Annotated in this window: 9 protein-coding genes; 6 read left to right on the forward strand and 3 right to left on the reverse strand. The window is 36.3% G+C overall.

Features of this window, described 5'->3' with window-relative positions:
- Window positions 1–47 precede the first annotated feature (47 nt).
- The 3 genes from topA (at window position 48) to cysB (ending at window position 4554) form a co-directional block, all read left to right on the forward strand.
- Window positions 48–2651 (forward strand): type I DNA topoisomerase, encoded by a 2604-nt coding sequence (gene topA / locus M997_RS09210; RefSeq protein ID WP_064719827.1) that lies wholly within the window; start codon window positions 48–50, stop codon window positions 2649–2651.
- 156 nt (window positions 2652–2807) lie between these two features.
- Window positions 2808–3335 (forward strand): superoxide dismutase family protein, encoded by a 528-nt coding sequence (gene sodC, locus M997_RS09215; protein WP_064719828.1) that lies wholly within the window; start codon window positions 2808–2810, stop codon window positions 3333–3335.
- Between the two features lie 244 nt (window positions 3336–3579).
- Window positions 3580–4554 carry an HTH-type transcriptional regulator CysB gene (gene cysB / locus M997_RS09220; protein WP_064719829.1) on the forward strand — a complete coding sequence of 325 codons (975 nt, stop codon included), beginning with the start codon at window positions 3580–3582 and terminating at the stop codon, window positions 4552–4554.
- 72 nt (window positions 4555–4626) lie between these two features.
- Here the strand turns inward: cysB and M997_RS09225 are convergent, their stop codons facing one another.
- Window positions 4627–5457, reverse strand: a complete 831-nt coding sequence (locus tag M997_RS09225) for a hypothetical protein (RefSeq protein WP_064719830.1) — start codon at window positions 5455–5457, stop codon at window positions 4627–4629.
- Between the two features lie 220 nt (window positions 5458–5677).
- Between M997_RS09225 and acnA the strand changes: the two genes are divergently transcribed.
- Window positions 5678–8350 carry an aconitate hydratase AcnA gene (gene acnA / locus M997_RS09230; protein ID WP_064719831.1) on the forward strand — a complete coding sequence of 891 codons (2673 nt, stop codon included), beginning with the start codon at window positions 5678–5680 and terminating at the stop codon, window positions 8348–8350.
- Between the two features lie 205 nt (window positions 8351–8555).
- Window positions 8556–9920: an LbetaH domain-containing protein gene (locus M997_RS09235; RefSeq protein ID WP_064719832.1), complete on the forward strand. Its 1365-nt coding sequence runs from the start codon at window positions 8556–8558 to the stop codon at window positions 9918–9920.
- Window positions 9921–10284: 364 nt separating this feature from the next.
- Here the strand turns inward: M997_RS09235 and M997_RS09240 are convergent, their stop codons facing one another.
- Together M997_RS09240 and ribA are read right to left on the reverse strand one after the other, a co-directional pair.
- Window positions 10285–11100, reverse strand: coding sequence for a MetQ/NlpA family lipoprotein (locus M997_RS09240; protein ID WP_064719833.1), 816 nt, complete (start codon window positions 11098–11100; stop codon window positions 10285–10287).
- Between the two features lie 232 nt (window positions 11101–11332).
- The gene (gene ribA, locus M997_RS09245) at window positions 11333–11932 is read right to left on the reverse strand and encodes a GTP cyclohydrolase II (protein WP_064719834.1); all 600 of its coding nucleotides are present in this window, start codon (window positions 11930–11932) and stop codon (window positions 11333–11335) included.
- A 266-nt stretch (window positions 11933–12198) separates the two neighbouring features.
- On the opposite strand from ribA, the gene pgpB reads away from it, so the two are divergent.
- The gene (pgpB, locus tag M997_RS09250; protein ID WP_064719835.1) at window positions 12199–12918 is read left to right on the forward strand and encodes a phosphatidylglycerophosphatase B; all 720 of its coding nucleotides are present in this window, start codon (window positions 12199–12201) and stop codon (window positions 12916–12918) included.
- The last annotated feature ends 132 nt before the right edge of the window (window positions 12919–13050 follow it).

Below are 13050 nucleotides of genomic sequence, written 5' to 3' on the forward strand. Positions count from 1 at the left end.
CATTGAATGATGCCGTCATGACAAAGTTTAATTAGGTAAAGGTAATTATGGGTAAAGCTCTTGTTATCGTGGAGTCCCCGGCTAAAGCCAAAACGATCAATAAATATCTAGGCAATGACTACGTGGTTAAGTCCAGCGTAGGTCACATTCGTGATTTGCCAAAGAGTGGATCTGGCAGCCAGAAGAGCGAAAACTCATCCGCCACGAAAGGCGTAAAAGTAAAAAAAGTAAAAAAGGATGAGAAATCAGCCTTAGTTAGCCGCATGGGAGTTGATCCCTATAATGGCTGGGATGCGAATTATCAAATTCTACCCGGCAAAGAAAAAGTGGTTGCTGAGCTTCAATCATTGGCTGAAAAAGCCGATCACATCTATCTCGCGACGGATCTCGACCGCGAAGGAGAAGCTATCGCGTGGCATTTGCGCGAAGTTATCGGCGGTGATGATGATAGATTTAGTCGTGTGGTTTTTAACGAAATCACCAAAAATGCAATTACACAGGCGTTCCAAACGCCGGGTGAATTAAATATAGATCGCGTTAATGCGCAACAAGCACGCCGTTTTATGGATCGCGTGGTTGGCTATATGGTTTCTCCTTTGCTTTGGAAAAAAGTGGCGCGTGGTTTATCTGCGGGTCGCGTGCAGTCTGTGGCTGTTCGCTTATTAGTTGAGCGTGAGCGTGAAATTAAAGCCTTTGTTCCTGAAGAATATTGGCAATTACATGCTTCTTTGCTTACACCCGATGAGCAAAAGTTGCGTATGGAAGTTACGCATTACAACGATAAGCCTTTTAACCCAGTTTCAGCGACTGATACTCAGGTTGCTGTTGATGCATTGAAAAATGCCGCTTTTGTTGTAAAAGATCGTGAAGACAAACCAACATCAAGCAAACCAAGTGCACCATTAATTACATCAACACTCCAACAAGCCGCAAGTACGCGTTTAAGCTTTGGTGTGAAGAAAACCATGATGTTAGCACAACGCCTTTATGAAGCCGGTTATATAACCTATATGCGTACTGACTCGACAAATTTAAGTCAGGATGCAATTCAAATGGCGCGTGATTATATTGGTGAAAAATTTGGCAGTAAATATTTGCCTAAAGAGCCAAATGTTTATTCAAGCAAAGAGAATTCACAAGAAGCGCACGAAGCTATTCGTCCTTCTGATATCAGCGTAACGTCTGAATCGTTAAAAGATATGGATAACGATGCTCAGCGTTTATATCAACTGATTTGGAATCAATTTGTCGCTTGTCAAATGACACCGGCAAAATATGATTCAACAACGTTAACTGTGCAATCAGGTGATTATAAATTACGTGCTAAAGGACGTACTTTACGTTTTGCTGGTTGGACTAAAGTTATGCCGGCTATGCGTAGTAAAGATGAAGATAAAACCTTACCTGCTGTTGATGTAGGTGCAACGTTATCATTATCTGAATTAGAGCCAAGTCAGCACTTTACTAAGCCACCAGCGCGTTTTAGTGAAGCAACGTTAGTTAAAGAATTAGAAAAACGTGGCATTGGTCGTCCTTCAACCTATGCATCGATTATCTCTACTATTCAAGATCGTGGTTATGTAAAAGTAGAAAATCGCCGTTTTTATGCAGAAAAAATGGGTGAAATTGTTACAGATCGTTTAGAAGAAAACTTCAGCGATTTAATGAATTACGATTTTACTGCGCAAATGGAAGATCATCTCGACCATGTTGCAAATAACGAAGAAGATTGGAAAGCGGTATTAGACGCGTTCTTTAAAGACTTTAGTCAGCAATTAGAAGTTGCAGAGAAAGATCCGGAAGAAGGCGGTATGCGACCAAACCCAATGATTATCACCTCTATTGAGTGCCCAACATGTTCTCGCCATATGGGAATTAGAACGGCAACAACAGGTGTATTTTTAGGGTGCTCAGGTTACGCATTACCACCTAAAGAACGTTGTAAGCAAACCATTAACCTTATCCCTGAAGATGAATTACTGAATATTCTTGAAGGGGATGATGCAGAAACAAACGCATTACGAGCACGCCGTCGTTGTCCGAAATGTGGTACTGCAATGGATAGCTACCTTATCGATACTCACCGTAAATTACATGTTTGTGGTAATAATCCAGCATGTGATGGTTACGAAGTAGAAGAAGGGGAATTCCGCTTAAAAGGTTATGAAGGCCCTGTTATTGAGTGTGATAAATGTGGTTCTGAAATGCACCTGAAAATGGGGCGTTTTGGTAAGTACATGGGTTGTACCAATGATGAGTGTAAAAACACACGTAAAATATTAAAAAGTGGTGAAATTGCACCACCGAAGGAAGATCCGGTACCGCTTCCTGAATTACCGTGTGAAAAATCAGATGCCTATTTTGTCTTAAGAGATGGCGCAGCAGGTGTTTTCTTAGCGGCGAATACCTTCCCGAAATCGCGAGAAACACGGGCACCTAAAGTTGAAGAATTGGTTCGTTTTAAAGATAGATTGGCAGAAAAACTGCGTTATTTAGCAGATGCACCTGTGGCTGATCCTGAGGGTAATCCGACCATTGTGCGTTTTAGTCGTAAGACAAAGCAGCAATATGTTTCTTCAGAAAAAGATGGCAAAGCAACTGGCTGGTCTGCATTTTATGTAGATGGCAAATGGGTTGAAAAAACCAAATAACTTTGACATATCTCGATAAATGAAAAAGCGACTAGCGTGAGTTAGTCGCTTTTTTTGCATCTACAGTTATGCTAGTTAAGGTAGATTAAAATAGTATTAACAGTAAATTTTTGTTTAATCGATAGTTTAAATTACTAATTATAAAATGGAGATACTATGAAACTGACACCTTGGTTATTATCAGGTTTTTTATTTACCTCAATAGCAGCAAGTGCAGCCACATTAGATGTTACGTTAAAAGAAGCATTACCTACGGGAGAAGGAAATGATATCGGTGTTGTTACCATCACTGAAACAGATTATGGCTTGCTATTTACGCCTAAAATTAATGGGTTAGCACCCGGCATTCATGGTTTTCATGTTCATGCTAACGGCTCATGTGAGCCCGATATGAAAGAGGGTAAACCTGTTCCTGCGTTAAAAGCGGGTGGCCATTTAGATCCAGAAAATAAAGACACGCATTTAGGTCCTTATAATAAAGATGGACACTTGGGTGATTTACCTGGTTTGGTTGTGAGTGATAAAGGTGTGGCTGATTATGCTGTATTAGCGCCAAGACTCACTAAATTGGAACAGATAAAAGATAAAGCACTGATGATCCATATGGGGGGTGATAACTATTCTGATCACCCTGAAGTATTAGGCGGCGGCGGTGCTAGAATGGCGTGTGGTGTAATTAAATAGCCTTCTTGACAACAAATTAACCTAATTTTAAAGCTGGCTTTGGTCGGCTTTATTTTTGTACATATTCTTATAGCTTATAACTATTTAATATAACCAAGGATAAATAACCTTATCAATTACGTTAGACCGAAATGAAATAAGTGATATAGTGGTTATATATTACATCTTTATTATTCTTTTTAGTTATATCAATATAAATGGAATAACAGAATAATACGTTTTTTGTTAAAGGGATAGCGTCTCTATGAAATTACAACAGTTGCGTTATATCGTTGAAGTTGTAAATAACGATTTAAACGTTTCAACCACGGCTGAACGTTTGTATACCTCACAACCGGGGATCAGTAAGCAAATCCGTATGCTAGAAGATGAGTTAGGTATACAAATTTTTTCTCGTAGTGGTAAGCATTTAACGCATGTGACACCAGCAGGTGAAGAGATTGTAAGACTATCTCGTGAAATATTATCTAAAACAGAAGCTATTCGATCTGCCGCCGGTGAACATACTTATCCTGATCGTGGTTCGCTCTCTATTGCGACAACACATACACAAGCACGTTATGTATTACCTCCAGTAATTAAAGGTTTTATTGAGCGTTACCCAGATGTTTCTTTGCATATGAATCAGGGTTCTCCAACGCAAATTGCAGAAGATGTCTGTAGAGGAAAAAGTGATTTTGCGATAGCGACAGAGTCACTGCATCTTTATAACGATTTAGTTATGCTACCTTGCTATCGTTGGAACCGTATTGTCGTGGTTTCTAAAGATCATCCATTAGCGCAAAAACGAGAAGTGACTCTTAAAGAGCTAGCTTGCTATGATATTGTCACCTATACCCACGGGTTTACTGGGCGCTCTGATCTTGATGATGCATTTGGTAAAGTAGGTTTGAAACCTAAAATTGTCTTTACTGCAACAGATGCCGATGTCATTAAAACTTATGTGAGGTTGCATTTAGGTATTGGTGTTATTGCCAGTATGGCATTTGACCCTGTACTTGATAGCGATTTGGTTGCTATTGATATGCGAGATAAGTTTAGTTATAGCACGACTAAAATTGCGTTTCGTCGTAGTGGTTTTTTACGTGGCTATATGTACGATTTTATGTGGCGTTTTGCACCTCATCTTACCCGAAATTTGGTAGAGCAAGCGGTGGCATTACGTACTCATGAAGAAATTGATGAGTTATTTAAAGATATTGAGCTACCTCTGGTTTGATATTGACAAAGTTTAATACTGAAGGGCGGGGATTTCCCGCCTTCAAGCGTTGTTAAAAGTTAAAAAATAATTTTATTTTAGATAAAAATCCCCACTAAAAAAGGCATCTGATTTTTCAATACTAAGCTGACGATATTTCTGCAAAAAAGCATAAAAACGTTGGTTAATAAGTGGATCGTCAAGGGCCGCTGCATCAAACACCGACGTAATAGTGGTGTATTCCAAAGATAAGGTGAATTTTCGCCCTGTACAGCTAGCTAATAACATTTTTGCAGATTGTGTTGAAAAACGCAGACTAACAATTTTTAGCTTTGGTACAAAAATAAGATGATTATTATGATTTAATATTTCTGTCACACCTGCAATGGTAATGGTTTTATAACTATCAAAAGAGTGTCGTAATCCAATCTCTATTTGTTGTCCTTGCTTACGTAAAAATTCGATAAATTCATTTAATGAGGGCGACGCCACATTAATTGCGGCTCCCAGTAATATTTGGACAAAAGCCTGAGCAACAGAAAAATCGAAGGTTTGTTTATTTAATTTTTTTGTCTCTATTTTATTTCTACCTAAAAGCGGTAAATGGTTTAACGTTTCTAACCAGTGTTCAGGATGATAATACGCTTGCTCATCATGTTTTTTTAACGCATGAAGATGATTAGCCATAATTGAAATAAGTGCGATTTGAATATCTTTTAATTGTGTCATGCGTGCTAATTCTGTCTGATTAAAAGTTTTTGGTGACGCAATAATAAATTGCACTAAACCTTCGGTATCTTTTAAATTTTGTGTATGTAGTGAGTTAATTGCAACGGATTGTGGAAAAGGTGGTGTGATGGGATCTGCAAAATAACTTTCAGCCATTATGATTTTTTTCAGTAATTCAGGGGGGTGGTTATTCATATTTTATTATCCTTTTCTTGGCTATAACCTAGCCATTTAATCCTAATCAGCTTTAAAAAAAGAGATTAAGTTTTATTAGCGACATAATGGCGATAACATCACCTTAACAAATTGTGTGATCTTTAAGCGAAATACCCCTTTATATGGTATGTTTAATAGATAACCTTACCTATTTTGATGGTTTAGATTGCTGTCAGTATAAAAATAAGAAGGAGGAGCTATGTCGTTACGCTTAAAAAAAGAGAGCCTTTCTACGCTTTTAGTTGGCACTCATCAATACGAGTATTACCGTCTTTCTGAAGTTGCTCGCCAATTAGGAGACATCACACGCCTTCCTAAATCTCTAAAGGTGTTATTAGAAAACTTAGTCCGTTATCTTGATGACAATACGGTCGTTGAAGATGACATCAAGGCATTAGTTACATGGCAGGAAAAAGCTCATGCAGATCGTGAAATTGCATATCGACCAGCAAGGGTCTTAATGCAGGATTTTACGGGCGTTCCCGCGGTTGTAGATTTAGCCGCAATGCGTGAAGCCGTCAAATCACTGGGTGGTCAGGTTGAGAAGGTTAATCCGTTATCACCCGTTGATTTAGTGATTGACCACTCGGTAATGGTAGATGAATACGCAACAAAAAATGCATTTGCAGACAACGTAGAAATAGAGATGGAACGTAACTATGAGCGTTATCTCTTTTTACGTTGGGGGCAGCAATCGTTTCAACGTTTTCGGGTTGTACCACCAGGAACGGGTATTTGTCATCAGGTAAACCTTGAATACCTTGGTAAAGCGATTTGGCATGAAAAGCAAAATGGTCGTAATGTTGCTTACCCAGACACGCTAGTGGGGACAGATTCACATACCACTATGATAAATGGCTTAGGTGTATTAGGTTGGGGTGTTGGCGGTATTGAAGCAGAAGCTGCGATGTTAGGTCAGCCTATTTCAATGCTTATTCCTGATGTTGTTGGATTTAAATTAACCGGTAAATTACGAGAAGGGATCACAGCAACTGATTTAGTCTTAACAGTGACTCAAATGCTGAGAGCTCATGGTGTTGTGGGTAAATTTGTTGAGTTTTATGGTGATGGATTAGCCTCTTTACCCTTGGCGGATCGCGCAACTATCGCCAATATGTCACCAGAATATGGCGCAACGTGTGGCTTTTTTCCTATCGACAATATTACGTTGGATTATCTGCGTCTTACAGGGCGCGAAGAAGATGAAATTGCTTTGGTTGAAGCATATAGCAAAGAGCAAGGCTTATGGCGAAATGTAGGTGATGAACCAATATTTACCTCAACCTTATCGTTAGATATGGCAACGGTTGAAGCAAGTCTTGCAGGACCTAAGCGTCCTCAAGATCGTGTTAATCTTCCTAATGTACCCAAAGCGTTTAAAGCGGCCGTTGAGCTTGAAACCAATAAGAAACCGCTTACTCAGTTTCCTCAAGTTAAAATCGATTCACAACCTACTTTTGAGTTATCTGATGGTGCTGTTGTTATCGCAGCAATTACATCATGTACCAATACGTCGAATCCTAATGTTTTAATGGCGGCAGGCTTACTGGCTAAAAATGCAGTAGAAAAAGGCTTACAGCGTAAACCTTGGGTCAAATCATCATTAGCGCCAGGTTCTAAAGTTGTCACAGATTATTTAAAACTAGCAGGATTAACCCCCTATCTTGATATGCTAGGTTTTAATCTGGTGGGGTATGGCTGTACCACTTGTATAGGTAATTCAGGGCCTTTACTTGCACCTATTGAAGCGGCAATTAAAGAAAATGATTTAACCATTGGTGCCGTGTTGTCGGGAAACCGTAACTTTGAAGGACGAATTCATCCGTTAGTAAAAACCAACTGGCTTGCTTCTCCTCCATTGGTTGTCGCGTATGCATTGTCAGGCAATATGAATATTGACTTAACCGAAGAGCCATTAGGGGAAGATAAACAAGGTAATCCGGTTTATTTAAAAGATATTTGGCCTGATAGTAAAGCAATAGCTGATGCTGTTGAAAAAGTGAAAACGGAAATGTTCCATAAAGAGTATTCGGCGGTATTTGATGGTGATGAAACTTGGCAATCACTGAAAACACAAAATACGCCAGTTTATAATTGGCAGCCAGATTCTACTTATATTCGCCATCCTCCTTTCTTTGAAGGTATGACTAAAACGCCAGTTCCTATTAAAGATATCCATCAAGCTAATATTCTCGCGATTTTAGGTGATTCAGTTACTACAGACCATATTTCCCCTGCGGGAAATATTAAAGCAGACAGCCCAGCAGGACGCTATTTACGTGAACATGGAGTAGAACCTAAAGATTTTAACTCTTATGGTTCAAGACGGGGAAACCACGAAGTGATGATGCGAGGTACATTTGCCAATATTCGTATTCGTAATGAAATGGTGCCTGAAGTAGAAGGTGGATTTACGCGTTATATTCCAACAGGTGAAACATTAGCCATTTATGATGCAGCGATGCGTTATCAGCAAGATGCAACACCGCTGGCGATTATAGCGGGTAATGAATATGGTTCTGGCTCTAGTCGTGATTGGGCAGCCAAAGGAACACGTTTATTAGGTGTGCGTGTGGTTATTGCGGGTTCTTTTGAACGTATTCACCGCTCTAACTTAATTGGTATGGGTGTTTTACCATTAGAGTTTCCAAATGGCGTGACACGTAAAACATTAGGTTTAAAAGGTAATGAGAAGATTGAGATAACGGGTCTTAATAATTTAACGCCAGGACAAGATGTTGCAGTTAATATCACTTTTGCTGATAACCGTCATGAAACTATAATGGCACGTTGTCGTATTGATACCCAAACTGAATTAGCTTATTTCCAACATGGTGGTATATTGCATTATGTTATTAGAAATATGTTATAAATAATATTCTAATAACAGATATAAAATATTGAATTTTTTATAAAAGGCAGTGTTTAATTTTTAAATACTGCCTTTCTATTTTAAATTAATATATTTCTTTTTTTATTTAATTCTATCTGATTGATTCATTTTTTTATATTATTGTAATTGGTTTTTATTTTTAATATTTTTTAACCTTAATTTAAAATAAATAAAAAGGTATATTATGAAGAAATATATTATTACTAATGAATCCAAAGTATATAATGGAATTACTTTATTTAAAATAAAAAGAGTTTATACTGGTAGTCCAGGAGGATGGATTGAAAATGAAAGTAATTTAAGTCGTGAAGAGGGTTGTTTTATTTATGATGATGTTATGGTATTTGGTAATGCGAGAGTGACAGAAAATGCAATAGTATCAAATAATGCTAAAATTTATGATAATGCGATCATTTCAGGTAATGCTAAAGTATCTGATAATGCCTCAATATATGATTCTGCTGTAGTTACACAAAACGCTATTGTTAAAGGTAACGCTATTATTCGAGGTAATGCAAAAATTGAAGGTAATGTAATTGTTTCAAATGATGCTATTGTTGAAGGGGATACAGTTGTATCAGGTGATGAACAAATCCAATATTATACAGGTGGTTGGAAAGATATTAATAAAGTAATACAATTTACATTTTATATTAATTATATATATCAAGAATCAAATCTTTATGTCAATGGTAAGCATCAAGTTCCTATCGGTGTTTCTTTGTATGTGTTAGATAAAGAATCTAAACATTTTAAAATTTCAGAAGAGGAAATGTATAAAAATATTCGTATCGTTGATGATAGTAATAAGCCGTTAAATCAAGATATACATATTTCTAGAGAGTCAAAAGGTTATGTTTATCCTGAAAGTGAAAATATTTTTGTTCAAAGAAATCTTTCAGAATGTGTATGGTATGTTTCTGTTGATAAAATCATGGATCCTTTCAAACTCTGTGCGCAATGTAATATAAATGGTAAAGAATATACAACCGCCTTTAGAAGTGATCTTAACCGAGATCGCCAGAGTGTTGTAACATTAACAGTTTTACCAACACGAGTTTTTACAAAAGAGGATATGGATATCGATCCGTTATTATACCCAGTGGTAGAGAAAAATGTATCGATACCAGGTGGAACACTGTCTAAGTATTACCTTGCATTTAATGGTAGTGGAGGAGAAATAACAACATTCGCAGAATGTGAAGAAAATAAAGAATTTTATTATGTTCATAATGGTAATTATCAATCAATAAGTACATCAACGGATCAATCTATTTCTTACCGTTTTTCTGATTATTATACAAAAAATTTTCATTTTAATAATATATTACCAATCCCAGTAATATCAGAAAATCACGAAAGGTCAGGATTATGTTTTTGGACTTATAGTATACAATTTGGAGTTCCATTTTCTTCTAGTAAAAAAGAGGAAAAAATGGATTGTGTTATTCGTGATCAATATGGTAATGGTGCTAATATTTCAGTTAAGACAGATGAAAATAATAAATTAATTTTCATGTTAGATAATGAAGTGAAATTAACTTACTGATTTTTATTTCTATTAAATTATAAACTGTTTGTTATTATGCTAATGTTGTAAGTTGAAAATTAATTGAAAATAAAAAGAGTATATGTCTATAACTGGTAACTATTTTTATGAAATTAAACTCTACAATCATTTTTTATTTTAATTATCTTATAAAAAACCTAAGGTAGTTAATTTATATTAATTTAAAAATATTATTATAAATTAATATAACAAAGATAAACTATGAATAAATACATTATGATACTTTAATCAAAGATACATAATGACATTACTTTATTTAGAATAAGATGAATGTATTCTGGTGCTCTAGGTAAATGATTTGGTCACATATTAATAATAAGTGACCAATCATATTATTAAAATATTACCAGCCTTGAATAGCACCCCCATTAAAGATAGTCTCTGCGGCGGTTGCGACTTCAGGTGATTGGTAAGCTTTTATAAAATCACGCACATTATCAGCGCCTTTGTTGTCTTCTCTTGCTACAATAATATTGGTATAGGGTGAGTTTTTATCCTCTATAAAAATACTGTCTTTGGTTGGTGATAAGTTAATTTGTTGAATATAGGTAGTACTAATTACCGCTACAGTTACTTTAGGATCGTTTAATACGCGTGGTAATTGTGCACCTTCTAATTCCATAATTTTTAGGTTAAGAGGATTTGCAGTAATATCGAGCGCTGTAGGTAATAAACCGCTGTCTTCTTTTAATGTTACTAACTTTTCTTTTTGTAACAATAGTAAAGCACGACCTAAATTTGTCGGATCGTTAGGAACTGCAATAGTATCTCCTGGTTTTAATTCAGAAGGGTGTTTGATTTTTGTCGAATAACCCGCCATTGGAAATACAAAGGTATTGCCTACAGCAACTAAGTTATAACCTCTAGATTGATTATCTTGAGCTAAAAAAGGGCGATGTTGAAAAACATTAGCATCTAATTCACGATTTGCAGTGGGATCGTTAGGTAATAAAGAGCCACTAAAGCCAACGAGTTCTACATCTAAACCGTACTTTTCTTTAGCAACTTGTTTTGCTATTTCAGCGACATCTTGCTCAGCACCATTAATTACACCAACTTTGATTGAATAAGTGTTGTTATTGCTGTCATCACAACCTGTTAATAATGTGCCCACTAATAAAAGCGCACCGAAAAGCCTACCTGAAAATTGCATTGGCATAATGTATTCCTAAATCGATAATTTATTTATTTAAAAAATAGCTGAAAATCAGATAGATAGTCAATGAAATGGCATATGATAAAAAGGCACATGATATAATTTAATAATAAAAAATAGGATAATAAATAAGATAAAACAAGCTGAGGTGATGATTTAACAGGGAAATAAAGAATGAGGGTCAGAATAAGGATCCGGGTAATTGCTACCCGGAATGAAGAAATTTAATTATGAATCACTGTGCTTTTTTAAATAATAGATGACCCATTTTATCTGCTTTTGTATCAAGATAATGTGCATTACTCGGATTACGTCCAACAATTAATGGTACACGCTCAATAACATTGATACCCGCAGCCTTCATAATTTCAATTTTCTTCGGGTTATTGGTTAATAACCGAACCGCGTGTACACCTAAAAGGTTATACATATCAGCACATAGAGTAAAATCACGTTCATCAGCTTTAAAGCCTAATTCAAGATTTGCTTCAACGGTGTCTAAGCCTTTATCTTGTAGTGCATAAGCGCGAATTTTATTCAGCAGCCCAATATTTCTGCCTTCTTGACGGTGATACAGTAATACACCACGACCCATTTTGCTGATTTGAGAAAGTGCAGCTTCTAATTGAAAACCGCAATCACAGCGTAGGCTAAAGAGGGCATCTCCCGTTAAACATTCAGAATGAATACGGGATAAAACAGGCTCTGAGCCTGAAATATCGCCATAAATCAAGGCGACATGATCTTTTCCAGTTGCGATTTCTTCAAAACCAACCATTAAAAACTCACCAAATGGTGTTGGTAGTTTTGCTTCTGCGATACGTTTTAATTTCATTATTTTTTGACTCTTAATTTCAGGTGATACTCTCATTCATACTATATGTTTTAGTGGGATGAACGAAGAGAAATAAAACACTGAAATATTTCCATGTTAAATAAACAAGGAAAAATCTACACATACACTTATAAATACACACCGGTATAAATTATCAGATTTTGCGGTTTTTTGCATAATGATTTATTTATTAATAAACATCGTTTATGGTAATTGGGTTTAATTAATAGATGCATAAATAATAGCAATTTAAAAGGATTAATCGATTGAATAAGCAAATAACTTTTTTGATCTTATTGGGTAGTATTGTGATGTTGTTGCCACCCGTGGTGCTATTATCTATTGGTTGGCATTGGCAACCAACAGATCATCCTATTGGCGGTATTACAACGCTATGGTTCGCTGATAGCGCGGCGAAACCTTGGGGCGCTTTAACGCTGGTTATCTGTTTTATATTGCTATTTTTTATCTTGAAGCTCCCTAAAAAAGCATTTGTTCAGTTGGCGCTGATTGTATTAACGACATTAGCGATAGGGCAATTAATTAAAGTTGCGGTAAAAAATACGGTAAAAGAGCCACGACCTTATGTGGTGTGGGTAAGTGAAAATTTGCATATTTCTACAGATTATTTTTATCAAGTATCAAGACCTGAAAGAGAGCAACTATTACATAAAGGATTAGCTAACTCGGCCGTTATTCCTGCCTGGCAATTAAAACATTGGCGAGCAGAAACAGGATATGCATTTCCTTCAGGGCACAGTTTGTTTGCTGCTACTCTCGCTTTGTTTGTTTTTGCCTTTTTTATGTTGCGCCATCATTATTTTTTAGCATCATTCGGGTTATTATGGGGAATGGACGTCACTGTTGGGCGTATTGTATTGGGAATGCACTGGGCATCTGATGTTATTGTCGGTATTCTTATTAGTGCTGTACTTGTTTGGATAGCATTTAAGTTGATTGAGTGGCGTTTATTACTCAAATCCTGACGATAAACCGTATTTTTAAGATACAGAATTTATTTTTCGCTATTTATGTGAAAAAATATACGAAAATCAGATGATTCTAAGAAATGGCTTTCTTTGTGAGTGGTGAAAATGCTACCTTTATCTGTCCTCTAA

The organism is Proteus hauseri ATCC 700826 (genome assembly GCF_001654965.1).
Taxonomy (GTDB): Bacteria; Pseudomonadota; Gammaproteobacteria; order Enterobacterales; family Enterobacteriaceae; genus Proteus; species Proteus hauseri.

Bases quoted from the DNA above. Each gene is read 5' to 3' on its own strand.
- topA (WP_064719827.1), top strand. From the start codon at position 48: ATGGGTAAAGCTCTTGTTATCGTGGAGTCCCCGGCTAAAGCCAAAACG.
- sodC (WP_064719828.1), top strand. From the start codon at position 2,808: ATGAAACTGACACCTTGGTTATTATCAGGTTTTTTATTTACCTCAATA.
- cysB (WP_064719829.1), top strand. From the start codon at position 3,580: ATGAAATTACAACAGTTGCGTTATATCGTTGAAGTTGTAAATAACGAT.
- M997_RS09225 (WP_064719830.1), bottom strand. From the start codon at position 5,457: ATGAATAACCACCCCCCTGAATTACTGAAAAAAATCATAATGGCTGAA.
- acnA (WP_064719831.1), top strand. From the start codon at position 5,678: ATGTCGTTACGCTTAAAAAAAGAGAGCCTTTCTACGCTTTTAGTTGGC.
- M997_RS09235 (WP_064719832.1), top strand. From the start codon at position 8,556: ATGAAGAAATATATTATTACTAATGAATCCAAAGTATATAATGGAATT.
- M997_RS09240 (WP_064719833.1), bottom strand. From the start codon at position 11,100: ATGCCAATGCAATTTTCAGGTAGGCTTTTCGGTGCGCTTTTATTAGTG.
- ribA (WP_064719834.1), bottom strand. From the start codon at position 11,932: ATGAAATTAAAACGTATCGCAGAAGCAAAACTACCAACACCATTTGGT.